We start from the raw sequence: 26,753 nt of genomic DNA on the forward strand, positions 1-26,753 counted from the left end.
GGGATGCACATCGGGTGCGGCGGCGGCACACAGCGCCGCGGCAGCTCGGGGTGCACCACCGCACCGCCATCGCACCACCGCCGCACCTCGTACGAGCGCACCACCGCACCCCTTCGTACGAGCGCACCACCGCAGTTGTGCACCACAGTCCCCACAGTCCCGTTCGGGAGCCGCAGCAAGCGCGGGGTGGCGGACCGGCCGATCCGGACGACGGCCGGGGCGCCACCCCGCGCGTACGCGCACTCGCTTTCTGTGTCCATTTCACTGCGCAGTGCCGACGTGTGGTGGCAGTCTGCTGAGCAGGACTAAACAGCAGTACGGAGCCGGAGGTGCACGTCCCGTGGCGTCCAACGTCAATCCCACCGTCAGGCGACGCCGGTTGGGCCAGGAGCTGCGCAGGCTCCGCGAGCTTAAAGGCATGACGGCGGAAGAGGTGGCCGAACGACTGCTGGTCTCGCAGTCGAAGATCAGCCGCCTGGAGAACGGCCGCCGCAGCATCAGTCAGCGCGATGTCCGCGACCTGTGCGAGGTGTACGAGGTCGGCGATCACCGCATGGTCGAGTCGCTGATGCAGATGGCCAAGGATTCGCGCCAGCAAGGGTGGTGGCACGCCTTCGGCGACATCCCCTACAGCGTCTACATCGGCCTGGAGACCGAGGCGGCCTCGCTGCGGGTGTACGAATCCCTGTTGGTGCCGGGGCTGTTGCAGACGCCAGGTTATGCCGAGGCGGTGATTCCGGGGACCGTCCCGGAGCTGGCCACCGAACAGCTGGAGAAACGTATCCAGGTGCGGATGCGCCGCCAGGAGCGGGTGCAACACCCGGACAACCCGCTGCGGCTGTGGGTGGTGCTCGACGAGAGCGCGCTGCGGCGCGTGGTGGGCAGCCATCTGATCATGCGCGAGCAGCTGGACCACCTCGTGGAGATCAGCCGGCTGCCGCATGTGACGGTGCAGGTGCTGCCGTACGACACCGGGGCGCACGCGGGGATGTCGGGGACGTTCTCGATCCTGGAGTTCGACGACGCGGCCGATTCGAGCGTGGTCTACATCGAGGGTGTCACCAGCGATCTGTATCTGGAGAAGACCAACGATGTGCACAAGTACACGATCATGTACGAGCATCTTCGCGCCCAGGCGCTGAACGCCGACCAGAGCCGGGAGTTCATCGCCGGCGCGGCGAAGAAGCACGCCGACAGCATGGCTTGAACTGCCGCCGAAATTGGCTGAATCCCGGATTCCGCAAAGGAGTTCCGCACCGTACACCTGCCCGACCCTCCTTGGAAAGCGCTCAAGGAATATGCCATTCGGACGGGTGAACTCCCCCTGCCACCAGTGATGTTGGCGCGTAGCGTCAGCACTACCGAATCCGCGGCAACTCAGATCAAGTCGGAGGAAACATGTCCATTCAGCCCAATTCCGCGTTTTCCTGGACCAAGTCCTCGTACTCCGGTGGCAACGGCGCCTGTGTCGAAATCGCCGTCCCGGCGGCCGAGGCGATCGCCGTCCGCGACTCCAAGGACCCCGAAGGCCCGCGTCTGACCTTCGACAACGCCGCCTGGAGCGCCTTCGTGGCGGAGGTCGGCAGCGGGTCGTACGACCTGGCCTGATACGCGGCCACCCAGAGCCGAGTATCGGCCGCAGCGGCCGGGACAACCGAATACGTCAGTTCAGCACCACATCGCAGTACCGCGGAAGAGCCCTCTCGACTGGATCGCCGTCCCGGCCGAGGGGGCTCGGCCCTTTCCGCCGACGGACGAGCCCCGTCGACATTCGTCCCCACTGCCCCGCGCTTCTACCGCAGTTGGTCCACGTAGCGGTCGGTTCCCGGGACCGTCGGAACGAACGGCGCGGCCAGCTCCAGCCGCCCCAGCCCCGACCCGGCCACCTCCTCCCCCAGGCCCGCGAAGTGCGCCTCCCAGCACGCGCGGGGGTCCCGCTCCAGGAACCACAGCAGGGTGAGCCGGGTGTGCACGCCCGCCACCTGCCGCACGTACGACATCCGGTCCACGGGCAGCGGTGTCGGCCTGAAGACTGTGACCAGCCCGGCGGGTGAGCCCGCCAGCCGCCCCGGCAGCCACCGCTCGCGCAGCCACTGCAGCAGGGGCCCGCGCAGGCCGGGTTCCGGCGCCTCCAGGACGGTCAGGACCAGCCCGGCGTACGGGTGGTCCAGGGCGTGGAAGTCGCGCGGCCCGGCCGCACCGTCCCGGTAAACGCTCGCCTCGTGGTCGTGGAAGGCCGTGAAGATATGGGTGCGGGCCTGGTGGACGCGGCCGTCGCGGTGGAGGCGGCGGTTGATGCCGACGGTCCAGCGCATGTGGTCGGCGTAGCGACCCTCGGTGATCCAGTACGTGGAGAGATAGCAGCCGGCCGTCACGGGGTCGGCGACGGCCGACCGGGCCGGGTAGCGCAGCAGTTGGAGGTCGCGGGTGGCCACCCAGCGGCGGCCCGCGAAGATCCAGGGCATCGCCATGGCGCCCGCGATGTAGTGGTCGTCCTCGTACCAGCGGTTGTAGGCGTGCTCCTGGCCCGGATGCGGCTCGACCATGGTGATCAGGGCGTGGCCGGGGCGCACTCCGTACGGGCCGACGGCGGCCAGTTCGGCGTAGGCGGCGCCGCCGGTGTCCGCGCGGGCGGCGGGGGTCCTGTCGTCCTTGTCGTCTTCGGTCATGACAGACAGCTCTAGCTGATGGGGCGTCAGATGGGGAGGGGTGCGGCGGACCCCGTGCGGCCGGCCCCGTGCGACGGACCCCGCACAACCGACCCCGCACCGCCGTACCCCGCTGGCTAAGATCCCTGCACCGTGCACCCAACCTGAGCGGGAGCGTCGCCATGCAGGATTCCACCGTCCCCTCCGCAGCCGTCCCGGCCCTCGCCGGGCGGGTGGCCACCACCGGCGGCTCGCCGGTGCGCGAGATCCTCGCGCTGACCTCCCGCCCCGAGGTCATCTCCTTCGCCGGCGGGCTGCCCGCCCCCGAACTCTTCGACGAGCAGGGCATAGCCGAGGCGTTCGGGCACGTCCTGGCCACCGAGCCGCGGCGGGCGCTGCAGTACTCCACGACCGAGGGCGACCCGGCGCTGCGCGCCTTCGTCGCGGCCCGCCTGACCGGGCGCGGGCTGCCCACCGGCCCCGAGGACCTGCTGGTCACCACCGGCTCGCAGCAGGGCCTTTCGCTGCTGACGACAGCGCTGCTGGAGCCCGGTGACGTGGTGCTGGTCGAGGACCCCTGCTACCTGGCCGCACTGCAGGCCTTCTCCTTCTCGGGCGCGCGGGTGGTGCCGGTGCCCTGTGACGACGACGGGCTGGACCCCCAGGCGCTGGACGCGATCGCCGCGCGCGAGCGGCCCAAGCTGCTCTACACCGTGCCGACGTTCCAGAACCCGACGGGCCGCACGCTGGACGCCGGGCGGCGGACGGCGCTGGCCGGGGTGGCGGCCCGGCGCGGGCTGTGGATCGTGGAGGACGACCCGTACGGCGAGCTGCGCTTCGAGGGCGAGGCGGTGCCGTGGGTCGCCTCCTTCCCCGGCGCCGAGGACCGTACGGCGCTGCTCGGCTCGTTCTCCAAGATTCTCGCGCCGGGGCTGCGGCTGGGCTGGCTGCGCGCCCCGGCCGCGCTGCACCGGGCGTGCGTGGTGGCCAAGCAGGCGGCGGATCTGCACACCTCGACGGTCGACCAGGCAGCGGCGGCGCGGTACTTGACGGCGCGGGACCTGGACGCGCATCTGGAGCTGGTGCGCGGCGCCTACCGCGAGCGGCGCGACGCGCTGGTGGAGGGGCTCGGCGGCGCGCTGCCGCAGGGCTCGCGCTGGAACCGGCCCCAGGGCGGCATGTTCGTGTGGGCCGCGCTGCCGCAGGGGTACGACGCGACGGCCCTGCTGCCCGGCGTGGTGCAGCGGGACGTGGCGTACGTGCCGGGCGCCCCGTTCTTCGCGGGGCCCCCGGACGCGGCCGCGCTGCGCCTCTCGTTCGTCACCCACTCCCCGGAGGAAATACGGGAGGGACTGCGGCGCCTGGGCGACGCGCTGCGCGATCTGGGGCCGCGCTGAGCGGCGCGGCGCCGGCCGCGGCCCGGCACCGGGCGGTTGACACCTCATCTGGCCAACCCACCCGCCACGCCCTATTCTGACGCCTCATCAGTTACGGCTCCTTCCTTCTCCGGAGGTGCACATGCTGTTGCGGGGCAGGACCGTGGTCGTCTCGGGTGTGGGCGCCGGGCTCGGGCACCAGGTCGCGGCGGTGTGCGTACGCGACGGAGCGAATGTGGTGCTCGGGGCGCGTACCGAGGGCAATCTCGCCCGGTGTGCCGCCGCCGTCGACCCCTCGGGCGGGCGGACGGCCTGGCGGGTGACCGATATCGCCGACGAGGAGCAGTGCGGGGCGCTGGCCGCGCTGGCGGTGGAGCGCTTCGGCGGGATCGACGCGGTGGTGCATGTGGCCGCGCTGGACTCGCACTTCGGGGGGCTTGAGGACGCGGACTTCGCGGCGTGGCGGCAGGTGCTGGAGGTCAATCTGCTGGGGACGCTGCGGATGACGCGGGCCTGTCTGGAGCCGATGAAGGGGCGCGGCGGCGGGTCGGTCGTGATGATCGGTACGCAGTCGTCGGTGGCCGCGCCCTCGCAGGTGGTCCAGGCGGCGTACGCGGCGTCCAAGGGCGCCCTGGTCTCCGCGATGTACTCGCTGGCGCGCGAGCTGGGGCCGTACCGCATCCGGGTCAACACCGTGCAGCCGGGCTGGATGTGGGGGCCGCCGGTGCAGGCCTACGTACGGATGACGGCCGATGCCGAAGGGGTGCCGCAGGAGCGCGTACGGGAGCGGCTGGCAGCGCGGATGGCACTGCCGGAGCCGGCCACGGACGGCGATGTGGCCGAGGCGGCGCTCTTTCTCGCCTCGGACCGGGCGCGGGCGATCACGGGCCAGTCGCTGCTGGTGAACGCGGGGGAACTGATGCGCTGAGCGGGGCGGCAGGGCGGACGGACAAGCCGTACGGGAGCGTGACCTGCACGTTCACCGGACGGACCCCTGGAGGGGGCATGAACACTCTCGACTGGGCCGTGCTCATCGGCTACTTCGGTGTGATGGTCGCCATCGGCGTGTGGTCCCACCGGCGCGTGGCCGACGTCAGCGACTTCTTCACCGCGGGCGGCCGGATGCCCTGGTGGCTGTCGGGGATCTCGCACCACATGTCGGGCTACAGCGCCGTGATGTTCACCGGCTACGCGGGCATCGCCTACCTCTACGGCGTCACGTCCTTCGTGACCTGGTCACTGCCCATCGCCATCGGCATCTTCATCGGCGCCCGGCTCTTCGCGCCCCGGCTCAACCGGCTGCGCTCCCGGCTGCACGTGGCCTCGCCCCTGGAGTACCTCAAGAGCCGCTACAACATCCCCACCCAGCAGGCGCTGGCCTGGTCGGGGCTGCTGCTCAAAGTCGTGGACGTGGGCTCCAAGTGGGCCGCGATCGCCACCCTGCTGTCCATCTTCACCGGCATCACCCTGAACCAGGGCATCCTCATCACCGGGGTCGTCACCGGCGTCTACTGCACGATCGGCGGGCTGTGGGCCGACGCGCTCACCGAGCTGGGGCAGTTCGTCATCCAGCTGCTGGCCGGTGTGGCGATGCTGGTGGCGGTCATGGCGAAGCTGGACGGCTTCGCCACCCTGTGGACGGTGTGGGACCGCGAGGAGCTGCGCGGCCACGCCGACGCCACCGCGGGCCCGTACACGGTGACCTTCCTGCTGGCTTTCCTGTTCATCAAGACCTTCGAGTACAACGGCGGCATGTGGAACCAGGCCCAGCGCTACATGGCCACCGGCAGCGCCCGGGAGGCCACCAGATCGGCCCGGCTCTCCGCCGCCCTGTGGCTGATCTGGCCGCTGGTCCTCTTCTTCCCCATGTGGTGCGCGCCGCTGCTGGTGACGGCGGCCCGGCCGGACGCCTCGGACGCGTACGCGCTGATGACCGAACAGCTGCTGCCGCACGGCCTGTTGGGCCTGGTCGTCGTCGGCTTCTTCTCGCACACCATGGCCATGTGCTCCTCCGACGCCAACGCGATCGCCGCCGTCTTCACCCGCGACATCGCCCCGGCGCTCTCCCGGCGCGCCCGCGGCTGGGGAGAGCGGGCGGGCCTGTACGCGGCGCGCTGGACCACCGTGGCCTTCCTGGCGCTGTCGATGGCGGTGGCCACCCAGGTCAACTCGCCCACGTTCAAGGACATCATCACCGTGGTCATCAAGTGGGTGGCCGGGCTGATGGGTCCGATCGCGATCCCCTTCATGCTCGGCCTGCTGCGTCCCTTCCACCGGTCCGGGCCGACCGCCGCGCTCACCGCCTGGGGCTGCGGCCTGCTGGCGTTCTGGCTGGTCAACTACCCGCTGAACTGGGCCGTCCAGGGCGGGGTACCGCTGCAGTACCAGGTCTCGGCGCCGCTCGCGGTCTCCCTGCTCCTGTACGTACTGATCGGGCTGGTCAAACCGGAGGACACCCCCGAGCGGGACGCGGTGCTGGCGCGGATCAACTCCGATGGCGACGGGGAGGGTTCGGCGGCGCTGACCGTACCCGGGCAGGGGCAGGCGGCCGGCGACCTGCCCAAACGGGTCTGACGTCGCCCCGTCGACCCAGGGTCGGCCTCATCCGACCGTTCGGGTGTATTGCGGCGCAGGTGGGGCGGCCGGAGCGGATCACGCTGTCACGATCTTGCTGTCCGCGCGGCACCGGGCCCGGGACACGAGAGAGAGGCCGGCACGTGAACGGTACGGGTGGCAGGGCACGCACGGCGCTGCGTACGGCGATGGGCACGGCGGGTGTGGCGGTGCTGCTGATGACCGGGGCGCCCCCGGCGAACGCGGGCGCGACGGGCTGCAACCAGCGCACGTGCATCGACGTGGAGGGCAGCGGGCTGCGGGTGGAGCGGATCGGCGCCTCCACCACCTGGAACGGCGACTTCACCGGGCACTTCCACGTCTGGGGCGGCGGGATCGACCAGAACAGCGCCACCCAGTTCTGGGGCTACCACCAGAAGTACACGGTCCCGGTCGGACGCGACCTGCCCAACGGGTCGGTGCTGTGCGCCGAGGGCTGGGAGCACACCGGCGGCGGGATGCAGTCGCGCGGCCGGGCCTGCGCACAGGTGCACTTCTGAGGTCCGGCGTGTCTCACTTGGTGTAGCCGATGTGCTCGTAGGTGATGTCGGCCATGCCGTTGGCGCCGAGGTTGGCGATGTTGGACTTGACCGCCTTGATGTCGGGGCGCTGGTAGAGGGTCAGCACGCCGGCCAGCTGCCAGATCGCGGCGTCGGCCTCGTTGACGTGCTTGAGGGACTCGGCCGGGTCCAGGGTGGTGCCCGCCTTGTCCATCAGCTCGTCGACCTTCGCGCTGCCGACCTGCGCGTCGTTGTTGCCGCCCTTGGAGTTGTAGATGTTGAACGCGCCGGTGGCCGCGAAGGGCGTGCCCATCAGGGCGTAGACCGTGAGGTCGAAGTCGTGGCGGTAGACGTACTTGTCGAAGAACTCGTTGCCGCCCACCGTCTGGATCTTCAGCTTGATGCCCACCTGGCCCAGCATCTGGGTCAGCATGGAGCCCTCATTGGCGGAGACGGGGGTGCCCGAGGGGATCACCAGGCGCAGGGACAGCTCCTTGCCGTCCTTCTTGCGCACATCGCCGCTGAGCTTCCAGCCCGCCTCGTCCAGCAGCTTGGCGGCTTCCTTGGGATCGTACTTGCTCAGGCCGTTCGAGTTGTCCTGGTACCCCTTCTGGTTGTTGACCAGGAGGTGGTTGTTCATGACCGTGGGGTTCCAGCCCAGGTTCTTCAGGTCGGACTTGGCGATGGTCTCGCGGTCCACGGCCTTGAAGATGGCGTGGCGCACCTTCACGTCGGAGAGCAGCGGGCTCTTGGTGTTGATCGTCAGGTGGCGGTAGTTGGGGCCGCCGGCCTCGCGGATCTTGGCGTCCTTGACCTTGGAGGCCTGCTTGTACGCGGAGGCGTCCGGGCCCACCTCGAAGTAGTCCAGCTCGCCGTTGCTGAAGGCGCCCGCCATGGCCTGGTTCTCCATGGCATGGAAGACGATCTTGTCGAGCTTGGGCTTGTCGCCCCACCAGTTGGGGTCGGCGACGACGGTGACGGTCTGCGCCGTCTTGTCGAAGCTGGAGAACTTGAAGGCGTTGCCGGTGACCGGGATCTTGTTGACGTAGGCGGTGTTGAACGTCTTCGCGTCGGAGAGGTACTTGGCCGGGTACAGCGGCTGGTTGTTCGGCGCGCTGAACATGGCCTTCCAGTCCGCGAAGGGCTTCTCGAAGGTGATGACGGCCTCGTAGTCGTCCTTGCCCTTCTCCACCTTCTCGACCCGGTCGTACCCGGCGGTGGCCGCGACCTTGAAGTCCTTGTCCTTGCCGCTCTGCGCGTCGACGTTGGCCTTGACGTCCTTCCAGGTGATCGGGGTGCCGTCGGACCACTTGCCCTTGGGGTTCAGCTTGTAGGTGACGACCTGCTTGCCGCCCTCGGTCTTGGAGGAGGCGTCCTGGAGGAACGCCTTGTTCATGATCTGCTCGCCCGCGGGCCCCGAGTGCCAGAAGGAGGGCATCAGCGCCTCCATCACATCGCCGGTGTCGCGCGTGGCACCGTCGATCTCCAGAACGTTCCACTGGGTGGAGAACTGCTCGATCGCCCAGTTCACCGTGCCGCCCTGCTTGAGCTTGGCGGGCTCGGTCTTGTTGATGTCCAGCGCCGACGTCTTGGGGGCGTCCTTGGCCTTGGGCGCGTCGTCGCTGCCGGAGCCGCCGCAGGCGGTCAGGGCGAGCGAGGACACCACGACGGTGGCGACGAGGGACAGCGGAACTCTGGAGTGCTTCATGGGGAGAATCCCCTTCCTTCTGGGCTTCCTTATGGGCGTAAGTGCCTTACACATCAAGCGTGTTCGGGACGGTTCTTTCCGCTGCGGGACGGATCACACGGCTACCGGGCGCCTCATACGACCTCCAGCGCCGCGGCGTAGTGGCAGGCCGCCTCGTGGTCGGCGGCCAGCGCCGCGGCGGCCGGGTCCTCCTGGCGGCAGCGCTGCTGCTCCTGCTCGCCGAGCGTGGCGAACTTGGGGCAGCGGCCCTGGAAGCGGCAGCCGGCCGGGACGTCCGCGGGACTGGGCAGATCGCCGCTGAGCAGGATTCGGGTGCGCTCGCGCTCCTTTTGCGGGTCGGGCAGCGGGACCGCGGACAGCAGCGCCTGGGTGTACGGGTGGGAGGGCGCGGTGAAGACCGCGTCGGCCTCGCCCGACTCCACGATCCGGCCCAGGTACATCACCGCGATGCGGTCGGCGATGTGCCGTACGACGGACAGGTCGTGGGCGACGAAGAGATAGCTCAGGCCCATCTTCGTCTTCAGCTCGTCCAGCAGGTTGAGCACACCGGCCTGGATGGAGACGTCCAGCGCGGAGACCGGCTCGTCCAGGATGACGAGCTTGGGCTCCAGGGCGAGCGCGCGGGCGATGGAGATGCGCTGGCGCTGGCCGCCGGAGAACTCCTGCGGGTAGCGGTCGGCGTGCTCGGGCTCCAGGCCGACCATGTCCAGGAGTTCGGGGACACGGGCCGCGATGCGGTCCTTGGCCCAGCCGTGGGTCTTCATCGGCTCGGCGAGGATGTCGCCGACCGGCATCCGGGAGTCCAGCGCGGCCATCGGGTCCTGGAAGACGATCTGCATGTCGCGGCGCAGCGCCCTGCGGTCGGCCCGCCCCAGGCTCCGTACGTCCTTGCCCAGCACGGTGACGGTGCCCGCCTGGCCCTTGCTGGGCAGGTCCAGGATCTCCAGCAGCGTGGTGGTCTTGCCGCAGCCGGACTCGCCGACCAGGCCGAGCGTCTCGCCCTCGCGGATGTCCAGGCTGATGCCGTCCACGGCGCGTACGGTGCCCACCGTGCGCTTGACGACGGCGCCCTTGGTCAGCGGGAAGTGCTTGACCAGTCCGTCCAGTTCGAGGACGGCGGGCCGCTCGGCGCGCGGCAGCCGCTCGGTGGCGTTGGGCGCGGGCAGCTCGGGGACGGGGAAGACCTGGGTACGGGGCAGCGTGTCCGTACCGATCTCGTGGGCGCGGTGGCAGGCGGTCGGGTGCGTCGCGCCTTCGGCGACCGCCAGCTCCGGCTCGCTCTCATGGCAGAGGTCCACCGCGACGGGGCAGCGCGGGGCGAAGGGGCAGCCGGGGGCGAGCGCCGACATGGCGGGCGGGTTGCCGTCCACGGGGGTGAGGGCGCCGCGCCCGGTGTCGTCCAGGCGCGGGATGGAGCCCAACAGGCCGATGGTGTACGGCATACGGGGCCGGTAGTAGACCTCGTCGACGGGGCCCGACTCCACGGGGCGGCCCGCGTACATCACCTGGACGCGGTCGGCGAAACCGGCGATCACCCCGAGATCGTGGGTGATCATGACGATGGCGGCGCCGGTGACCTCCTGGGCGGTCTTGAGGACGTCCAGGACCTGGGCCTGGATGGTGACGTCCAGGGCGGTGGTCGGCTCGTCGGCGATGATGACCTGCGGGTCGTTGGCGATCGCCATGGCGATCATGGCGCGCTGGCGCATACCGCCGGAGAACTCGTGCGGGAAGGCGTCGACCCGGCGCTGCGGGTCGGGGATGCCGACCACGTCCAGCAGCTCGACGGCGCGCTTGCGGGCGGCCTTCTTGTCCAGGTCCTGGTGGACGCGGAGCGCCTCGATGATCTGGTTGCCGACGCTGTAGACGGGGGTGAGGGCGGAGAGCGGGTCCTGGAAGACCATGCCGATGCCCTTGCCGCGGATCTTGGACATCGCGGCGTCGCCGAGGCCCAGCAGCTCCCGCCCGCCGAGCTTGACCGAGCCCTTGACGTCGGCGGAGTCGGGCAGCAGTCCGAGGACGGCCATGGAGGAGACGGACTTGCCCGAGCCCGACTCGCCCACGATGCCGAGGACTTCACCGGGACGGACCGCGTAGCTGACGCCGCGCACGGCGTGCACGGGGCCGGCTTCGCTGGGGAAGGAGACGTGCAGGTCGGTCACTTCGAGAACGGGGGCCGCCCCGTTGCGCTGCTCGGTCACCGTCCGCTGCCTTCCGTGAGGGACTTGCTGGTCGTACGGGGCTGGGGCACCCCACCCTTGGCCGCGCCCTTCGCCTTGCCCGCGGACTTCGTCCGCTTGCGCGGCCCCCGCGCCTTCGCGCCCGACGCGTTCGGGTCCAGGGCGTCGCGCAGGCCGTCGCCGATGAAGGCGATGGACAGGCCGATCAGGACCAGGCAGGCGGCCGGGAAGAAGAAGAGCCAGGGGTAGGTGGGGGCCATGTTGGTGTTCTCGGCGATGACCGTGCCCAGCGAGACGTCCGGGGCCTGGACGCCGAAGCCGAAGTAGGACAGGCCGCTCTCGCCGATGACCGCGGCGCCGGACTGGATGACCGCGTCGATGATCAGCATCGAGGCCATGTTGGGCAGGATGTGCCGGAAGATGATCACCGGCGCCGGTACGCCCATGTACTTGGCGGCCTTGACGAACTCCCGGTCCTTGAGCGTGAAGGTCATGCTCCGTACGACCCGGCCGGTGATCATCCAGCTGAAGGCGCTCAGCAGCGCGACGAACACCAGCCAGCTGGAGCCGCGGAACATCGGCGACATCACCGCGACGATCAGGAAGGCCGGCATGACCAGCAGCAGGTCCACCACCCACATCAGCACGCGGTCCACCCAGCCGCCGAAGTAGGCGGAGAAGGCGCCGACCACGGCCGAGAGGAAGGTGGAGATGATGCCCACGAGGATGCCGATGACCAGGGACTTCTGCAGTCCGCGCATGGTGAGCGCGTACAGGTCGACGCCGCCTTGGGTAGTGCCCCACCAGTGCTCGCCGCCGGGCGGCGCCATGAAGTTGAGGAAGTCGTGGGTCTTGTAGTCCCACTTGGTCAGCAGCGGCCCCACGTACGCGGCGAGGAAGAGCACGATCAGCAGGGCCAGGCCGAAGAGCGCGAGCCGGTTGCGGGTGAAGCGGCGCACGGTCAGGCGGGCGCGGGAGCTGCGGCGGTGACCGGAGGCCGGGTCGGCGGGCGGCATGGCGGCCGCTTCGGCGACGGCCTCGACGGGGGTGACGGGGGCCGGCTCTGCGGCGGGTGGTTGCTGGACGCTCATCGCGCGTTCTCCAGGGGAATGCGGGTTCGGTGGCGGGCTGTCTCGGCGCGGCGGGGCGCCTCAGCGCACCCGTACGCGCGGATCCAGTGCCGCGTACAGCAGGTCGGAGAGCAGTCCCGCGATCAGCACCAGGACCGCGGTGAACAGGCCCACGGCGGCTACCGAGTTGATGTCCTGCTTGAGGATGGAGTCGACCAGCAGCTCGCCCATGCCGTGCCAGCCGAAGGTCTTCTCGGTGAAGGTGGCGCCGGTGAACAGCAGCACGATGTTGTAGACCAGCAGCGGCACCACGGGCAGGATCGCGGTCCGCAGACCGTGTCTGACCAGGGCGTTGCGCCGTCGAAGCCCCTTGGCGCGGGCGGTGCGCAGAAAGTCCGAGCCCAGCACGTCCAGCATGGTGGAGCGCTGGTAGCGGCTGTAGAGGGCGACCTGGACGATGATCAGGGTCAGGGCGGGCAGCAGCATGTGCTGGGCGCGGTTGACCAGGGCGTCCCAGTTCCACTGCCCGGCGTACTGCGCGTCGTACTCACCGAGCACCTTCAGGGTCTGCGAGCCGCCGTTGACCGCGGTGGCGCCGATCTTCAGCGCGACGCCGATGACGAAGACCGGCATGGCCAGCACGAAGAAGGAGGCCAGGGTGGTGAAGCGGTCGAAGAATCTGTACTGCCGGATCGCCCCCAACGCGCCGATGGCGACGCCGAGTACGGAGCCGATGAGGGTGGCCAGGAGCAGCAGCCGGGTGGAGACGCCGACGCGGCGGCCGAAGTCGGCGTTGACGGAGTCGCCGTCGATGGTCTTGCCCAGGTTGCCCTGCGCTACCTCGCCCGCCCAGTGCGCGAAGCGGGTCACCACCGGCACGTCGGGGTTCATGTTGTAGTCGTCGAGCGTCTTGGTGATGGCGTGCTCGGGCAACGGCGGGTTGCGGCCCTCGAATTTGACCCGGGGGTTGAGGCTGAGACCCGCGAGGAAGTACGTCAGGGACGCGGCGACGATCACCAGGACCAGGTAGTTGGCCAGCCGGCGCAGCATGTAGCGGCCCATGTGCTGTTCCCCTCGTACGTACCGCTGTTGGCCGAAGTGCCGTTCTCGGTCGCGGCGGTGCGGTCGGGAGGGCAGCGCCCGTACTGGGGGCGCAACAGCGTCTCGGTATGCGGACGGTCAACTCGTTTTCGGGCCGCTGGTCGGCGGCTTGCGCCACATCTTGCATGGAGGTGCCACGATTGTCGACCAAGCGTTCATCAAAGCTTTCCCCTTGTGAATCCGCCTGCTTTGAAGGGCAATTCGGACGCACCGCTGCACTGCCGCAGGTGGAATCGGGGATCCTCGCGCCCTTTCGCAGGCGGCTCGGGCAGGCCGCGCACGCTGTCCGTTATGCGGACAGCGGCTGGCGCATTCAGGACGTGACGTACGTCACGGTTGGGGCGGGAACTGCCCGTCGGGGGCGGCAACTTGGGCGCCCCGCACCCGCGGGGCCTACCCGCGTGGGTAGCGGGCGAGCCAGGCCGGAGTGGAGTCGGCGGGGGTGTGCAGGGCGGGGCCCTGGGTCATCTCCATGGAGAAGTCGTCGGCGAGCTGGAGGACGGTGCCGCGGCCCTCCAGCTCGACGAGCCAGGCCGGAGGGAGCTGGGTCTCGCCGTGCAGGGCGCCCAGGAGGTTGCCGCACACGGCGCCGGAAGCGTCACTGGGGCCGCTGTGGTTGACCGACAGCAGCAGGCCGTGGCGCAGGTCCTCGGCGACCAGGGCGCAGTAGACGGCGATGGCCAGGGCCTGGGCGGCGGTGGGCTCCTCGCCGAGCGCCTGGACGCGGTCGGCGGTGGGCATGCCCTGGCGTACGGAACCCAGCGCGAGCTTGAGTGCCTCGGAGGTCTCCTCGTGTCCGGCGCGGGTGGCCAGGTGGGCCAGGGACTTCTGTACGGCGCTGTCCAGGTCCTCGCCGCGGGTCAGGCAGTGGACGACGACCGCGAGGGCGCCCGCGGGCAGGTAGCCGGTGGGGTGGCCGTGGGTCTGGGCCGCGCACTCGACGGCGAGCTGGAAGACCAGCTGCGGCTCCCAGCCGACCAGCAGGCCGAAGGGCGCGGAGCGGGTGAGGGCGCCGCAGCCCTTGGCGTCGGGGTTCTTGGGCGTCTCCAGGGTGCCCATCACCTCGTCACCCAGGCCCGTCACGCAGTCGCGGGCCGCATCGCGCCGGGAGTAGAGCCACTCCTCGCGGGCGAGCCAGCCGTCCTCCTTCTTGCGCTCGTCGGGGCCCCAGTCGCGCTGGGTGGCGGCCCAGCGCAGATAGGCGCGGTGCAGATCGGTGGGCGGGTGCCAGGCGCCGGTGTCGCGGCGGACCTGGGCCCGTATGAGCCCGTCGACGGTGAACAGGGCCAGCTGGGTGTCGTCGGTGACCGCGCCGCGCCGCCCGTAGGCCGGTACGAAGTCCGTCACGCCCTCCGCGCCGTACTCCGCGCGGATCTCCTGAAGGGACAGGCCCGCGATGCCCGCCCCGAGCGCATCGCCGATCGCGCCGCCCAGCAGCGCGCCGCGCACCCGCCCGCGGAAGTCCTGCTGTTCGACACGGCCCCATATGGCGGCGCTTGCGCCTGCCGTCGCGCTCACTGTTCCCCTCCCGAAATCCCCGGTCCCCTGTGCCGTACCGCGCCCGCGGGTGCGGTACGGCCAAGCACTCTAACTCGACCGGTAACGGTCCACTTCGGATCGGGAACGGAATGCGAACACTCGTCCCGGAGGCTGCTTTATAGCGCTTTTATGGCAGTTCCCCGGCAGTTCTGCGGCAACTGGTGCGCGGTTATTGAGGAGTTGCGTGAGGGTGGGGTTGGAGAATTGTGGGGATCGTGTGAGGGATTTTCCGGAGTTCCGGGCAGGCGCGGCCGACGGTTATTCACCTGTGGCGGCCGGGACCGCCATCAAGGTGGTCAGTTCGTCCCCGAGTACGGCCAGGCCGTCCTGCGAGAGCAGGGACTCGGGGTGGAACTGGAGCGAGCACAGCCGGGCGCCGCGCAGCGCGTGCACCTCACCGGTGTCCGGGTCGCGGCTGACGTCGATCCCCTCGGGGGCGTACGGCGAGGGGAAGCGGTCGGTGTCGCAGCGGGCCGCGAAGGTGTTGTAGAAGCCCACCGTGGCGGGGCGGCCGAAGTGGTCGATGGTGCGCTGGAGGCCCTGGTGGGGCGGGTTCTTGCGGATCAGCTCCAGGCCCAGCACCGAGCCGAGGACCTGGTGGCCCAGGCAGACGGCGGCGAACGGACGGCGGGATTGAAGCAGTTGGCGCACCGCCGCGCGCAGGGCGGCGATCTTGGGGTGGTTCTCCTCGCGCGGATCGCCCGGCCCCGGCCCCACCAGGACCAGGTCGAAGCCGCCCGGCGCGAAGGGCTCGTCGTAGCGGCGGACGGTGACCACCAGGCCCAGCGCGCCCAGCTGGTGGCCGAGCATCGCGGTGAAGGTGTCCTCGCCGTCCACCACCAGCACGCTGCGGCCGGTCAGCGCGGGGCGCTGGTACTGCCCCGAGCCGGCGTTCGGGGAGTGCAGCCAGTACGGGGCCAGGGTGTGATTGCGGCGCCGCAGCGCACGGCGCACCTCGGGGTGTTCGGCGATGGCGGGCGCCGGGGCGCCGATGGAGGGCAGCGGCCGCACGGGCGCGCGGACGGCCTCCAGGAGGGCGGCGCTCTTGGCGCGGGTCTCGGCGGCCTCGGCGTCGGGCCCGGAGTTGCGTACGAGGGTGGCGCCGACGCTGACCCGCAGCCGGCCGCCCGCGCCGATGTCGGCGGTGCGGATGAGCACCGAGGAGTCCATCCGCCGCGCGCCCGCCGCGTCCCGTCCGATCAGGGCGAGCACCCCGCTGTAGTAGCCGCGCCCGTCGGGCTCGTAGCGCTTGATGACCCGGCAGGCGTTCTCCAGCGGGCTGCCGGTGACGGTGGGCACGAACATCGTCTCGCGCAGGATCTCGCCCACCTCGCGCGAGGAGCGCCCCGACAGGTGGTACTCGGTGTGCGCCAGGCGGGTCATCTCCCGCAGGTAGGGGCCGTGCACTCGGACACCGGGGGCGCAGATGCGCGCCATCATCTTCAGCTCCTCGTCCACGACCATGTAGAGCTCGTCGCGCTCCTTGGGATCGGCCAGGAAGCCCAGGGCGCCGGGGACGGTGGGGCCGGTCGCGGGGTAGCGGTAGGTGCCGCTGATCGGGGTCATGGTCAGGGCGCCGCCGTTCAGGCCCACGTGCCGTTCCGGGGTGGCGCCGACCAGGGTGCGCTCCCCGGTGTGGATCAGGAAGGTCCAGTACGCGCCGGTCTCGCGGGCCAGCAGGCGGCGGAAGACGGTCAACGCGGCCCGGGTGGGCGGGCCTTGGACGGTGGCGGTGAAGGAGCGCTTGATGACGAAGTTGGCGCCCTCGCCGTGTCCGATCTCCTCCGTCATGATCCTGCGGACGATGTCTCCGTAGGCCGCGTCGTCGAGGTCGAAGCCCGCCTCCGCCAGGCCGAAGGGCCGGTCGGGCAGGGCTTCGAGGGTCTGCTCGACGCTGGCGCTCGCCTGCTCGCGTACGGACATCGCCAGCAGCGGTGTGCCGTCGTCCCGGTGGTCGAAGCCGCGCTCGGCGATCTGCCGGAAGGGGACCAGCACCAGCAGTTCGTGCCGGTCGCGGGCCGCGGGGCCAGGCCCGGCGGGCAGCGGCAGCGCGTCCAGGCCGGGGACCGGGGCGAGGTCGCCGGTCAGGATCTCGACCCGGCCGTGGCCCGCCGAGTGCGGGCGGTGCAGCAGCGCGAACGCCGGCGGGCCGGGTGGCCCGCCCGGTGCGGCGGGGCCGGCCGCACCGGCCCCATCAGCCACTTCGACGGCGAGCAGAGCCCCAAGACGTGCGGTTACCGAATCACTCACAAAAGACTCCCCCGGAATATTCCACGTGCCGGCTATACCCAACTCGCCTTTTCCTGCAATTGAGTTTGTCAGGACGCGGCGCGCGGCGGCCACTACTCACACGGGCCATGGCCAGCCCCACGTGCAGGCTTGTCAACGGATCCTGGCTGCTCACATGAGTAGTCTTTTCTGACGCGCCGTCCGGCTACCGTTGGAAAACGCCCGCCCCATGAGCCGGGGCGGCATCGCCATTCATTCGGCTGCTGCACACCAAATGTTTGGAGATACGTTGCGCCTGATACGAGGGCGGTCGACAGCGGCTACGGGGGTCGGTGTTTCATGAACGTCGCTATTAACTGGGCGGGTCTCGACGAATCGCAGGGCACGCTCGCCGAGCACGAGATCCACAGCTGGCGTTACCTGCCGGCCCGCCAGCAGCCCGGCTGGGCCGACGACTGGCTGCTCGCCGAGATCCGCAGGGACCTGGCGGGCCTGCCCGAACTCGTCGACGGGGACGAGGCCGGCGCGCTGCGGCTGCTGCTGGCCGAGGTGGCAGCGGGCCGCCGGCAGGTCGTACAGGCCGGTGACTGCGCCGAGGACCCCGCCGAGTGCGTGCCCGAGGCCCTGGACCGCAAGGTGGGGCTGCTGGACGCGCTGGCCGGGGTGATGCGGATCGGCTCGGGCCTGCCGGTGCTGCGGGCGGGCCGGATCGCCGGGCAGTTCGCCAAGCCGCGCTCGCAGCCCACCGAGACGGTCCGCGGCGCGGAACTGCCGGTCTTCCGCGGGCATCTGGTCAACGGGCCCGAGCCCACTTTTGAGGAGCGCAGGCCCGACCCGCTGCGGCTGCTGCTGTGCCACCGGGCCGCCGCCACCGCCACCGCCCACCTGCGCCGCCAGCACGACGCGGCCGCGGCGCCGGTGTGGACCAGCCACGAGGCGCTGGTGCTGGACTACGAACTGCCCCAGCTGCGCCGGGACACGGCGGGCAGGCTGGTGCTGACCTCCACGCACTGGCCGTGGATCGGGGACCGCACACGGCAGCTGGACGGCGCGCACGTACGGCTGCTGTCGGCGGTGGCCAACCCCGTGGCCTGCAAGGTCGGCCCCAGCATGACGCCCGGGGAACTGCTGCGGCTGTGCGAGGTGCTGGACCCGGCGCGCCAGCCGGGCCGGCTGACCCTCATCGCGCGCATGGGCGCGGGGCGGATGGCCGAGCGGCTGCCGGCGCTGGCCGCCCGGATACGGGACGCGGGCCACCCGGTGGTCTGGCTGTGCGACCCCATGCACGGCAACACCGTGCGGGCACCGGGCGGCCGCAAGACGCGGCTGCTGACCTCCGTCACCCAGGAGATCAGGGAATTCCAGGCGGCGTTACGGAATTGCGGGCTCCATCCGGGCGGGCTGCATCTGGAGACCACTCCCGAACCGGTCGTCGAATGCCTGGACGATGAATCCCAGCTCGAACGGTGCGATGGTCCCTACACGACACTGTGCGATCCGCGATTGAACGTAAAACAGGCCATTGCCGCCGCCGAATCCTGGAATTGAAAGGACCATCCCGCGTGCCCACCGTGCAGAACATCAAAGCACTCGACCGGATTCGGGAAATCGTCGCCACGGTAATGGAGACCGCCCCGGAAGAGATCGCAACCGAAGCCCACTTCTATGACGACCTGTCACTGGACTCCCTGGAAAAGGTGGAGATCGCCGTGCGGATCGAGCGGGAATTCACCGTTCCGCTCAGCGCCGACGAGGCGGCCGAGGTGAACAGCGTGGCCGACGCCCTGGACCTGCTGCGCCGCAAGGGGGTCGTGGACCGATGACGGCAGCGACCCCACGCGCCCGCACCGCCACCGCCGTTGAAGTGACGTCCAGGAGGAGTGGTCCCCGATGGAGCTAGTGGAACGACTGGTGGGCAGGCATCTGCGGGCGGGCTTCGGACACCGCGTCGCCTACGTGGACCCCGACGCCGGCGAGGTGACCTACGCCGGGCTGTACGAAGCCGCGCGCGGGTACGCGGGCGCTCTCACCGAGCGCGGTGTCCCCTGTGGCAGCAGCGCGCTGGTGGTGGCGGACGACTCGGTGGCGACGGTGGCGGCCGTACTGGGCCTGTGGTGGCACGGCTGCGTGCCGGTGCCGGTCAGCCCCGCCCTGTCCATGCCCGAGATCCGCTTCATGGCCGAGGACTGCCGGGCGGCGCTGGCCCACTTCGACGCCCCGCCGGCCAAACAGCAGGCGCTGCTGGAGGAGTTCGCCGCGCTGCCGTACACCACGGGAGAGAGGGTCCGTACGGCCTTCGGACCGCGGCCCGACCCCGGCGCCCACCTGCCCCTGGCGGCGGCAGCGCCCGCCGACTGGCCCGCGGGCCGCGCCGCCCTGGTGCAGTACACCTCCGGCAGCACCGGCTCCCCCAAGGGCGTGCTGCACGCCGCCACCGGCATCGAGGCGGTCAGCGCGGGCGTCGGCTCGCTGCTGCGGCTGGACCGCGAGGACGTGGTGCTCTCCACCGCCAAGCTCTCCTTCGGCTACGGCTTCGGCAACTCCCTGATCCTCCCGCTGGCCGCGGGCGCGCGCACCGTGGTGCTGCGCGGCGGCATGGACGCGCACACCGTCTCCGCCGCGCTGCGGCGCCACCGCCCCACCGTGCTCTTCTCCGTGCCCCGGATGTACGCGGCGCTGCTGGCCCTGGCCGACAGCCACGGCGCGGCGGCCACCGACTCGCTGCGGCTGGCCGTCACCGCCGGCGAGCACTGCCCCGGGCCCCTGGTCGAGCGCGTCCAGGAGACCTTCGGGGTGCCGCTGGTCAACGGACTGGGCGCGACCGAGGCGCTGCACATCGTCGTCGCCACCCCGCCGCACGCCGTCACCGCGGGCGCGACCGGGCGCGCGGTGCCCGGCGTGGAGGTGACCGTACGCGACGACGACGGGCGACCGGTGCCCGACGGAACCGAGGGGCGGCTGCACATCGCGGGCTTCTCCGTGGCGCTGGGCTATCTCCACCGCGCCGAGGCCACCCGCCGCACCTTCGCCGCCGGTGGCGCCTTCACCGGCGACATCGTCCGGCGCGGCGAGGAGGGCGAGATCTGGTACCTGTGCCGGGCGGACGACGTGCTGAACCTGGGCGGCCACAAGGTCGCGCCCGCCGAGATCGAGGCGGTGCTGCGCGACGTGGACCAGGTCGCGGAGTGCGCGGTGGTCGCCGGGCAGGACGCCAACGGGCTGGAGCAGGCCGTGGCGTACGCGGTGCCGGTGGCGGGCGCCGACCACGCGGCCGTGCGCCGCGCGGTGCTGGCCGCCGTACGGTCCGGGCTGGCGCCCTTCAAGCGGCCCGCCCGTGTGGAGGTCATCGACGTGCTGCCCACCACCTCCACCGGAAAGCTGGCCCGCAACCGGCTGCGCGAATCGGCGGGCCGCCGATGAGCTGGGACATCACGGGCATGGGCGCCGTCGCCGGGATCGGCGCCACCCCCGAGGAGATCTACGGCGCGCTGTGCGAGGGCCGCTCGGGGCTGTCCCGGCTGCGCGCCTTCGACCTGGCCCACTACCGTGCGCACCAGGCGTACGAGATCGACGACCGCACCGGCGAGGGCCACGACCAGCCGCTGCGCGCCACCCGCTGGCTGCTCGGCGCCGTCGAGCAGGCGCTGGCCGACGCGGGCCTGACCGGGGACGCGGGGCGCTACCCGGTCCTGGTGGGCACCACACTGCGCGAGCAGCGCTCGGCCGAGCTGTGGTGGCGCCATCAGGCCCCGCTGGGCATGGGGGACCTGCACTTCGGCACCGCGCTGCGCGAACGCTTCGGCACCGCGCGGACCTACACCTTCGCCAACGCCTGCGCGGCCGCCCTGTACGCGCTCGGCATGGCCACCGACCTGATCGAGCTGGACCTGGCCGACACCGTGGTGGTGGCGGGCACCGACTCGATCACCGAGAGCGCCTTCGGGACGCTGGACCGCGTACAGAACGAGACGCCCGTCGCACTGCGGCCCTTCGACCGGGCGCGCGCCGGGATGCTGATGGGCGAGGGCGCGGTGGCCGTCGTCGTACGGCGAAGCGGCCTGTCGGGCACGGGAGTTCACGCGGTGCTGCGCTCGGTGAGCATGAACTGCGACGCCGGGCACCCCACCGCGCCCGACCCGGTGACCATCTCCTCGGCGATCCGGGACGCCTGGCGCCGCGCGGAGGTCAAGGCCGAGGAGATCGACCTGGTGATGCTGCACGGCAGCGGCACCCGGCTCAACGACTCGGCCGAGGCGACGGCGGTGAGCGGGGTGCTCCAGGGCACCGGCGCCGATCCGCTGCTGACCGCCGTGAAGTCGATGACCGGCCACACGCTGGGCGGCTCCGGGCTGCTCAGCCTGGTCACCGCCGTCCTCGCGCTGCAGCACGGCGTCGTACCGCCGGTGCTGGGTCTGGACGACCCGATCGAGGAGGTGGCCGGGCTGCGGCTGGTCCGCGAGCGGGCCGCGGCGGCACAACTGTCCACGGCACAGATCAACGCCTTCGGCTTCGGCGGGATCAACGCGGTGGCGATCGTGGGAAACCCGGAGAACCCGGGAAACCCGGGAGAGGGGACGTATTGATGCCGCCGGCTCCACCGATACCGGCCACCGCGGTGATCACGGGAGTGGGCATCGCCGTACCCGGCCTCCAGGAGGCGGGGGACCTGCTGCAACACCCGGACGCGCACGGCGTCTTCGAGCCCGTGCCGGGCGGCGGCTTCGACCCCGCCACCGGCCTCAAGGGCCGGGAGATGCGGCACAAGGACCGCGCCTCGCGCCTGGCACTGCGGGCGGTGGCGCCCGCGCTGCGCGCCGCGGGGCTGCTCACCGACGACGGCTACACCGGGTCCGGGCAGACCACCGCGGTGGTCGTCTCCACCAACCTGGGCAACCTCGACAGCGTCTGCTCCTTCGCCGACACCATCGCCGAGGAGAGCGTGACCGGGCTCAGCCCGCTCGGGCTGCCGCACACCTCCAGCAATGTCATCGCCGGCTGGGTGGCGATCCAGTACGGGCTGCGCGGGCCCAACATCACCGTGTGCAACGGGGCGACCAGCGGTGCGGACGCGCTGTTCTGGGCGCGCAATCTGCTAGCCGTACGGCGGGCCGAGACGGTCGTCGTCATCGGCGTGGAGCCGGACACCGAACCGGCAGCGCGGCTCCTGGCGGACGGGTCGGGGCGCGGTGTGCTGGACGGGGCGGCGGCGCTGGTGATCGAGCCGGCCGCGCGGGCCCGGGAGCGGGGCGCCCGCGCGCTGGCCACGCTCACCCACAGCGCACGCGCCGCCGATCTGGCCACGGCGGCCTCGATGGCGCTGCGGGCGGAGGCGGAGGGCGAGCGCACGGCGGTCGGGCTGTGGCTCAACTCGCCCGACCAGCAGGCGGGTTCGCCGGAGCTGCCCGACCCCGCGGGGCGGCTGGCCGGCGCCTACCGGATCGATCTGGCGGACCGGCTGGGCCACTGCTCGGGGGCGCTGGGCGTGCTGCAGTGCGCGGCGGGCACCGCGTATCTGGCGGGCGGCGGCCCGGGGCCGGTGCTGGCCACCAGCGGCGGCGCCGAGGGCGACGACGCGGCGGCGGCGCTGCTGCTGACCGGGGCGGGTGAGGCGGCGTGAGCACACGGGAAGCGGCCGAACTCGCCGTACCGGACAGCGCAGTGGAGCGCAGCGGCAGGCGGGTGGTGATCACCGGGCTGGGGGCGATCTCCCCGCTGGGCTCCGGCGTCCGGGCCTTCTGGCGCGGGCTGGCCGCCGGCGGCAGCGCTCCCCGTACGGTGCCCGGCCCCGACGGCACGATGGCGCACCGGCTGATGTACCTGGTCCCGCCGGGGGACGTCCCCGCGCGGCCCGAGCGGCATCTGCACGTGGCGCTGGGCGCCGGGCCGCGGATGGCGGTGGCCGCCGCCCGGGAGGCCGTCGCGGACGCCGCGCTGCCCGAGGACGTACGGTCCCAACTGCCCGTCGTCCTGGGCGTGGAGATGGGCAACGCGGGGATGCACGAGGCGCGCCGGGCCGTGGCCGCGCACGGCGGCCCCACCGAAGCGGCCGGGGCCCGCTGGTCGCCGCTGACGGTGACCGCGGCGGCGGTCGCGGGCGCGCTGGGCACCTACGGCGCCGCCACCAGCATGGGCAACGCGTGCGCGGCCAGCGGGTACGCGGCGGCCGTCGCCGCCGACATGATCCGCTCCGGCGAGGCCGACGCGGTGCTGACCGGCGGCGCGGAGGGCCCGACCCGGGTGGGCATGGGCGTCTTCAACCGCCTCGGCGCCGTCGACCCCGTACGCTGCCGCCCCTTCGACCGGGCGCGGCAGGGCACCATCTTCGGCGACGGCGCGGCCATGCTGGTGCTGGAGTCGGCCGAGCACGCCGCGGCCCGCGGCGCCCGGGTGTACGCGGAGCTGGCCTCGGCGTCCTTCAGCTGCGACGCCCACCACCCCACCGCGCCCGACCCGGACGCCACCCAGGCCGTGCGCGGCATGCGGCAGGCACTGGCGGACGCGGGGCTCAAGCCCGGCGACATCGGCTCGGTGGTGCCGCACGGCACCGGCACCCCGCTCAACGACGTGGTGGAGAGCCGCGCGCTGCACGAGGTCTTCGGCGCGCGCTGCGCCCAGTTGCCGCTGCTCAGCCTCAAGGGCATGATCGGGCACACGGCGGGGGTGGCCGGGGCGTTCGGGCTGCTGGCCGCCGCGCTGATGCTGCACCACCGCCAAGTGCCGGGCAACGCGCCCCTGGAGGACCAGGACCCCCAGTGCGCGGTGTGGCTGCCGCAAGGCGGCCCCGTACCGCTGGCCGAGCCCGCCGTCATGGTCAACGCCTATGCCTTCGGCGGCAACAACGTCTCGCTGGTCCTGGCGGGCGCGCGGCCCGGCGCCGCGCACGGGGAGGCGGCGTGAACGGCCCCTCGCTCGCCCTGGACGTCCTCGGTCTGGGCGTGGCGCTGCCCGGTACGGACAAGCCCGCGCAGGCCCTGTCGGTCCCGGCGGCCGGGGCCGGCTGGTTCGAGGTGGCCGCCGCGCTGCCGGGACGCGGCTACAAGCGGCTGCCGCCCGCCTGCCAGTACCTCCTGGCCGCCACCCGCAACGCCCTGGCGGACTGCGGCGACGCCCTGGCGGCGGTGCCCGCCGAGCGGCGCGGGGTGATCGTGGGCACCAACAACGCGGGCCTGGCGCTGCACGACGAACAGGACCGCACGATCATCGAGCGGGGCGCGGACGACATCGCCCCGCTGAGCGCGCCGTACTTCGCGACGAGTCTGTTCGCCGCGCGACTGGCCACCGAGCACGCCGTCAACGGCTTCACGCTGACCGTCAACTCGCCCCGTACCGCCGCGCTGGACGCCGTCCGGGCCGGGGCCCGCGCGCTGGCGGCGGGCCGGGCCGAGGTCCTGGTGGTGGGCGCGGCCGAGGAGACGCTGCCGCCCGGCGAGCCGGGCGCCGAGGGCAGCGACACCGGGGCCGCCGCGCTGATCTGCGTCCCTGCCGCAAACCGGCCGCGCACCGGCACGTACGGAACCGTGCGGGTACGCAGCGCCTTCCTGCCCCCGGGCGGCGACCCGGCCACCGCGCTGGCCGGCGCCTGGAGCGCGCTGTGCGCGGGCGCCGCGCCCCCGCGCGTGGAGGCGGTGCTGGACGACTCGCCCGCCGGTGTGGCGGTGGCGAACTGGCTGGCGGGCCGCGCCGAGGGCCTGACCGTCCACCGGGCCGGGGCCGGGGCGCTGACCCCGCTGCGCCACCTGGTGGCACCGCTGGCCTCGGGCGAGGACCCCGGGCGCCTGGTGGTGACCGCCTCCGCCGAAGGACATGTGGCCCTGGCCCGCCTGAGCGCCAGGGACATCAACCACCCCCATCCGAAAGGGAATCGGGAATGATCACGGAAATCCGGGGGACCTGGTCCCTGGTCCTGGGCGTCTCCAGCGGCTTCGGGCGGGCCACCGCCAAGGCCCTGGCCGAGCGCGGCGGGAACATCGTCGGCGTGCACTTCGACACCGCCGACGGCGCCGAGGCCGCCGCCAAGTTCGCCGACGAACTGCGCGCCACCGGCGCACAGGCGCACTTCTTCAACCTCAACGCGGCCAGCGCCACCACCCGCCGGGAGGTGGTCGCCCAGGCCGCCGAACTGACCGGCGGGCAGGGCGTACGCATCCTGCTGCACTCCCTGGCGTTCGGCTCGCTGCTGCCCCTCGCGCCCACCGAGCAGCGCCCGGAGACGGTCACCTCGCGGCAGATGGCGATGACCTTGGACGTGATGGCCAACAGCCTCGTGTACTGGGTGCAGGACCTGCTCGGCGCCAATCTGCTGCCGCGCGGCGCGAAGATCTACGGGATGACCAGCGCGGGCAGCACCCGGGTGCTGGACAGCTACGGGCCGGTCTCCGCGGCCAAGGCGGCGCTGGAGGCGCATCTGCGGCAGCTGGCGGTGGAGTTGGCGCCGCGCGGGATCGCGGCCAACGCGCTGCGCGCGGGCACCACGCTCACCCCCGCGCTGGAGAAGATCCCCGGCAGCGCCGCGTACGCCGAGGCCTGCCGGGCCCGCAATCCGCACCGGCGGCTCACCGAGCCCGAGGACGTCGCCGAGGCGATCGTCCTGCTGTCGATGACCGACTCGTCGTGGCTGACGGGCAACGTCATCGGCATCGACGGCGGCGAACTGATCACCGCCTGACCCCGACCGCACCACCCACCAACTGCCAACCACCAACCACCAACCACCACGCAACGCCTGGAAGGAACACCATGACCACCACCTCCCGGAACACCGCTTTCGACACCGAGGAACTGCGCTCGCTGATCGCCGACGCCCTGGAGCTGCCCGAGGAGGAGGTCACCGACGAGGCGCACTTCGTCAACGATCTCCAGGTCGACTCGCTCATGGCGCTGGAGATCGTCGTCAACCTGGAGAAGACGTACCACATCAAGATCGCCGAGTCGGACTTCAAGCAGGTCACCAGCCTGGTCCAGGTCCGCGACCTGGTGACCTCCAAGCAGGCCTGACTCCCGCCCCACGCCCCGACGAGCAAGGAGAGACAACGACATGCCAGCCAGCTCCCGTCCGGTCGCCCTGGTCACCGGCGGCTCCCGCGGCATCGGGGCCGCGGTGGTGACCCGCCTGGCCCACGACGGGTTCGACGTGGCGTTCTGCTACCGCTCCGACTCCGCCGCCGCCGAACGCGTCACCAAGGAGGCCACCGGGCACGGCGCCCGGGTGGCCGCCCACCCCGTCGACGTCGCCGACCCCGCCGCGGCCCGCGGCTTCGTCGAGCGGGCCGAGAGCGAACTCGGCCCGCTGGACGCCGTGGTCACCAACGCCGGTGTGGTGCGCGACAACCCGCTGGTGCTGATGGGCGACGACCAGTGGCGCGAGGTGATCGCCACCAACCTCGACGGCACGTACTCCATCTGCCGGGCCGCCGTCTTCTCCTTCATGAAGCGGCGCACCGGCTCCATCGTGACGATGTCCTCCGTGGCGGGCGTGTACGGCCACGCCGCCCAGAGCAACTACGCGGCCTCCAAGGCGGGCATCATCGGCTTCACCCGCTCGCTGGCCAAGGAGGTCGGCCGGTACGGCATCCGCGCCAACTCGGTGGCCCCCGGCCTGATCGAGACCGACATGACCTCCGAGCTGACCGACGACGCCAAGAAGAAGATCCTCCAGGACGTCCCCCTGCGCCGCCTGGGCACCCCCGACGAGGTCGCCGACCTGGTGTCCTTCCTCGTCTCACGCCGCGCGAGCTACATCACCGGCCAGGTCCTGGGAATCGACGGCGGGCTAGTGGTGTGAAGCAGGAC

Annotated in this window: 23 protein-coding genes; 16 read left to right on the forward strand and 7 right to left on the reverse strand. The window is 71.8% G+C overall.

What is annotated here, in order from left to right; translation table 11 throughout:
• The first annotated feature begins 340 nt into the window (after window positions 1-340).
• Both AC4IJH_RS17005 and AC4IJH_RS17010 read left to right on the forward strand, forming a co-directional pair.
• On the forward strand, window positions 341-1,207 hold the full coding sequence (locus tag AC4IJH_RS17005) for a helix-turn-helix domain-containing protein (RefSeq protein WP_490852561.1): 867 nt from the start codon (window positions 341-343) through the stop codon (window positions 1,205-1,207).
• A gap of 191 nt (window positions 1,208-1,398) precedes the next feature.
• Window positions 1,399-1,608, forward strand: coding sequence for a DUF397 domain-containing protein (locus tag AC4IJH_RS17010; protein WP_490852562.1), 210 nt, complete (start codon window positions 1,399-1,401; stop codon window positions 1,606-1,608).
• Between the two features lie 185 nt (window positions 1,609-1,793).
• On the opposite strand, the gene AC4IJH_RS17015 is transcribed toward AC4IJH_RS17010, so the two are convergent.
• Window positions 1,794-2,669, reverse strand: coding sequence for a hypothetical protein (locus AC4IJH_RS17015; RefSeq protein ID WP_490852563.1), 876 nt, complete (start codon window positions 2,667-2,669; stop codon window positions 1,794-1,796).
• A gap of 161 nt (window positions 2,670-2,830) precedes the next feature.
• Between AC4IJH_RS17015 and AC4IJH_RS17020 the strand changes: the two genes are divergently transcribed.
• The 4 genes from AC4IJH_RS17020 to AC4IJH_RS17035 all read left to right on the forward strand — a co-directional run bounded on the left by AC4IJH_RS17020 (window position 2,831) and on the right by AC4IJH_RS17035 (window position 7,137).
• Window positions 2,831-4,045, forward strand: a complete 1,215-nt coding sequence (locus AC4IJH_RS17020; protein WP_490852564.1) for an aminotransferase-like domain-containing protein — start codon at window positions 2,831-2,833, stop codon at window positions 4,043-4,045.
• Between the two features lie 121 nt (window positions 4,046-4,166).
• Complete coding sequence (locus AC4IJH_RS17025; RefSeq protein ID WP_490852565.1) at window positions 4,167-4,952, forward strand: SDR family oxidoreductase; 786 nt, start codon at window positions 4,167-4,169, stop codon at window positions 4,950-4,952.
• A 77-nt stretch (window positions 4,953-5,029) separates the two neighbouring features.
• The gene (locus AC4IJH_RS17030; protein ID WP_490852566.1) at window positions 5,030-6,598 is read left to right on the forward strand and encodes a sodium:solute symporter family protein; all 1,569 of its coding nucleotides are present in this window, start codon (window positions 5,030-5,032) and stop codon (window positions 6,596-6,598) included.
• A 143-nt stretch (window positions 6,599-6,741) separates the two neighbouring features.
• Window positions 6,742-7,137 (forward strand): hypothetical protein, encoded by a 396-nt coding sequence (locus tag AC4IJH_RS17035; RefSeq protein WP_490852567.1) that lies wholly within the window; start codon window positions 6,742-6,744, stop codon window positions 7,135-7,137.
• Window positions 7,138-7,150: 13 nt separating this feature from the next.
• Here the strand turns inward: AC4IJH_RS17035 and AC4IJH_RS17040 are convergent, their stop codons facing one another.
• The 6 genes from AC4IJH_RS17040 to AC4IJH_RS17065 form a co-directional block, all read right to left on the reverse strand.
• Window positions 7,151-8,845 carry an ABC transporter family substrate-binding protein gene (locus tag AC4IJH_RS17040; RefSeq protein ID WP_490852568.1) on the reverse strand — a complete coding sequence of 565 codons (1,695 nt, stop codon included), beginning with the start codon at window positions 8,843-8,845 and terminating at the stop codon, window positions 7,151-7,153.
• 113 nt (window positions 8,846-8,958) lie between these two features.
• The gene (locus AC4IJH_RS17045; protein ID WP_490852569.1) at window positions 8,959-11,046 is read right to left on the reverse strand and encodes a dipeptide ABC transporter ATP-binding protein; all 2,088 of its coding nucleotides are present in this window, start codon (window positions 11,044-11,046) and stop codon (window positions 8,959-8,961) included.
• Window positions 11,043-12,116: an ABC transporter permease gene (locus AC4IJH_RS17050; protein WP_490852570.1), complete on the reverse strand. Its 1,074-nt coding sequence runs from the start codon at window positions 12,114-12,116 to the stop codon at window positions 11,043-11,045. The genes AC4IJH_RS17045 and AC4IJH_RS17050 overlap by 4 nt, the downstream gene beginning before the upstream one ends.
• A 60-nt stretch (window positions 12,117-12,176) precedes the next feature.
• On the reverse strand, window positions 12,177-13,157 hold the full coding sequence (locus AC4IJH_RS17055) for an ABC transporter permease (RefSeq protein WP_490852571.1): 981 nt from the start codon (window positions 13,155-13,157) through the stop codon (window positions 12,177-12,179).
• A gap of 432 nt (window positions 13,158-13,589) precedes the next feature.
• The gene (locus AC4IJH_RS17060; protein WP_490852572.1) at window positions 13,590-14,714 is read right to left on the reverse strand and encodes an ADP-ribosylglycohydrolase family protein; all 1,125 of its coding nucleotides are present in this window, start codon (window positions 14,712-14,714) and stop codon (window positions 13,590-13,592) included.
• A gap of 279 nt (window positions 14,715-14,993) precedes the next feature.
• Entirely contained in the window at window positions 14,994-16,937 is a 1,944-nt protein-coding gene (locus AC4IJH_RS17065) for an anthranilate synthase family protein (RefSeq protein ID WP_490852608.1), read from the reverse strand.
• Between the two features lie 366 nt (window positions 16,938-17,303).
• On the opposite strand from AC4IJH_RS17065, the gene AC4IJH_RS17070 reads away from it, so the two are divergent.
• The 10 genes from AC4IJH_RS17070 (at window position 17,304) to fabG (ending at window position 26,745) form a co-directional block, all read left to right on the forward strand.
• On the forward strand, window positions 17,304-18,512 hold the full coding sequence (locus AC4IJH_RS17070; RefSeq protein ID WP_490852573.1) for a 3-deoxy-7-phosphoheptulonate synthase: 1,209 nt from the start codon (window positions 17,304-17,306) through the stop codon (window positions 18,510-18,512).
• A 14-nt stretch (window positions 18,513-18,526) separates the two neighbouring features.
• Window positions 18,527-18,787 carry an acyl carrier protein gene (locus AC4IJH_RS17075; RefSeq protein WP_490852574.1) on the forward strand — a complete coding sequence of 87 codons (261 nt, stop codon included), beginning with the start codon at window positions 18,527-18,529 and terminating at the stop codon, window positions 18,785-18,787.
• 67 nt (window positions 18,788-18,854) lie between these two features.
• Entirely contained in the window at window positions 18,855-20,384 is a 1,530-nt protein-coding gene (locus AC4IJH_RS17080; RefSeq protein ID WP_490852575.1) for an AMP-binding protein, read from the forward strand.
• Window positions 20,381-21,547 (forward strand): beta-ketoacyl-[acyl-carrier-protein] synthase family protein, encoded by a 1,167-nt coding sequence (locus AC4IJH_RS17085; RefSeq protein ID WP_490852576.1) that lies wholly within the window; start codon window positions 20,381-20,383, stop codon window positions 21,545-21,547. Before AC4IJH_RS17080 ends, AC4IJH_RS17085 begins: the two co-directional genes overlap by 4 nt.
• Window positions 21,547-22,581: a beta-ketoacyl synthase N-terminal-like domain-containing protein gene (locus AC4IJH_RS17090; protein ID WP_490852577.1), complete on the forward strand. Its 1,035-nt coding sequence runs from the start codon at window positions 21,547-21,549 to the stop codon at window positions 22,579-22,581. The genes AC4IJH_RS17085 and AC4IJH_RS17090 overlap by 1 nt, the downstream gene beginning before the upstream one ends.
• Window positions 22,578-23,861, forward strand: a complete 1,284-nt coding sequence (locus AC4IJH_RS17095) for a beta-ketoacyl synthase N-terminal-like domain-containing protein (protein WP_490852578.1) — start codon at window positions 22,578-22,580, stop codon at window positions 23,859-23,861. Before AC4IJH_RS17090 ends, AC4IJH_RS17095 begins: the two co-directional genes overlap by 4 nt.
• The gene (locus tag AC4IJH_RS17100) at window positions 23,858-24,835 is read left to right on the forward strand and encodes a beta-ketoacyl synthase N-terminal-like domain-containing protein (RefSeq protein ID WP_490852579.1); all 978 of its coding nucleotides are present in this window, start codon (window positions 23,858-23,860) and stop codon (window positions 24,833-24,835) included. Before AC4IJH_RS17095 ends, AC4IJH_RS17100 begins: the two co-directional genes overlap by 4 nt.
• Window positions 24,832-25,629 (forward strand): SDR family oxidoreductase, encoded by a 798-nt coding sequence (locus AC4IJH_RS17105; protein ID WP_490852580.1) that lies wholly within the window; start codon window positions 24,832-24,834, stop codon window positions 25,627-25,629. The genes AC4IJH_RS17100 and AC4IJH_RS17105 overlap by 4 nt, the downstream gene beginning before the upstream one ends.
• A 71-nt stretch (window positions 25,630-25,700) precedes the next feature.
• Window positions 25,701-25,958 carry an acyl carrier protein gene (locus AC4IJH_RS17110; protein ID WP_490852581.1) on the forward strand — a complete coding sequence of 86 codons (258 nt, stop codon included), beginning with the start codon at window positions 25,701-25,703 and terminating at the stop codon, window positions 25,956-25,958.
• Window positions 25,959-25,998: 40 nt separating this feature from the next.
• On the forward strand, window positions 25,999-26,745 hold the full coding sequence (gene fabG, locus AC4IJH_RS17115; RefSeq protein WP_490852582.1) for a 3-oxoacyl-[acyl-carrier-protein] reductase: 747 nt from the start codon (window positions 25,999-26,001) through the stop codon (window positions 26,743-26,745).
• Window positions 26,746-26,753 lie beyond the last annotated feature (8 nt).

This window comes from Streptomyces sp. UF-297, from assembly GCF_058245575.1.

What these genes read in the sequence shown, in the direction of transcription:
- AC4IJH_RS17010 (WP_490852562.1), top strand. Translation starts at nt 1,399, where the DNA reads ATGTCCATTCAGCCCAATTCCGCGTTTTCCTGGACCAAGTCCTCGTAC.
- AC4IJH_RS17015 (WP_490852563.1), bottom strand. Translation starts at nt 2,669, where the DNA reads ATGACCGAAGACGACAAGGACGACAGGACCCCCGCCGCCCGCGCGGAC.
- AC4IJH_RS17020 (WP_490852564.1), top strand. Translation starts at nt 2,831, where the DNA reads ATGCAGGATTCCACCGTCCCCTCCGCAGCCGTCCCGGCCCTCGCCGGG.
- AC4IJH_RS17025 (WP_490852565.1), top strand. Translation starts at nt 4,167, where the DNA reads ATGCTGTTGCGGGGCAGGACCGTGGTCGTCTCGGGTGTGGGCGCCGGG.
- AC4IJH_RS17030 (WP_490852566.1), top strand. Translation starts at nt 5,030, where the DNA reads ATGAACACTCTCGACTGGGCCGTGCTCATCGGCTACTTCGGTGTGATG.
- AC4IJH_RS17040 (WP_490852568.1), bottom strand. Translation starts at nt 8,845, where the DNA reads ATGAAGCACTCCAGAGTTCCGCTGTCCCTCGTCGCCACCGTCGTGGTG.
- AC4IJH_RS17050 (WP_490852570.1), bottom strand. Translation starts at nt 12,116, where the DNA reads ATGAGCGTCCAGCAACCACCCGCCGCAGAGCCGGCCCCCGTCACCCCC.
- AC4IJH_RS17055 (WP_490852571.1), bottom strand. Translation starts at nt 13,157, where the DNA reads ATGGGCCGCTACATGCTGCGCCGGCTGGCCAACTACCTGGTCCTGGTG.
- AC4IJH_RS17070 (WP_490852573.1), top strand. Translation starts at nt 17,304, where the DNA reads ATGAACGTCGCTATTAACTGGGCGGGTCTCGACGAATCGCAGGGCACG.
- AC4IJH_RS17080 (WP_490852575.1), top strand. Translation starts at nt 18,855, where the DNA reads ATGGAGCTAGTGGAACGACTGGTGGGCAGGCATCTGCGGGCGGGCTTC.
- AC4IJH_RS17085 (WP_490852576.1), top strand. Translation starts at nt 20,381, where the DNA reads ATGAGCTGGGACATCACGGGCATGGGCGCCGTCGCCGGGATCGGCGCC.
- AC4IJH_RS17090 (WP_490852577.1), top strand. Translation starts at nt 21,547, where the DNA reads ATGCCGCCGGCTCCACCGATACCGGCCACCGCGGTGATCACGGGAGTG.
- AC4IJH_RS17105 (WP_490852580.1), top strand. Translation starts at nt 24,832, where the DNA reads ATGATCACGGAAATCCGGGGGACCTGGTCCCTGGTCCTGGGCGTCTCC.
- AC4IJH_RS17110 (WP_490852581.1), top strand. Translation starts at nt 25,701, where the DNA reads ATGACCACCACCTCCCGGAACACCGCTTTCGACACCGAGGAACTGCGC.
- fabG (WP_490852582.1), top strand. Translation starts at nt 25,999, where the DNA reads ATGCCAGCCAGCTCCCGTCCGGTCGCCCTGGTCACCGGCGGCTCCCGC.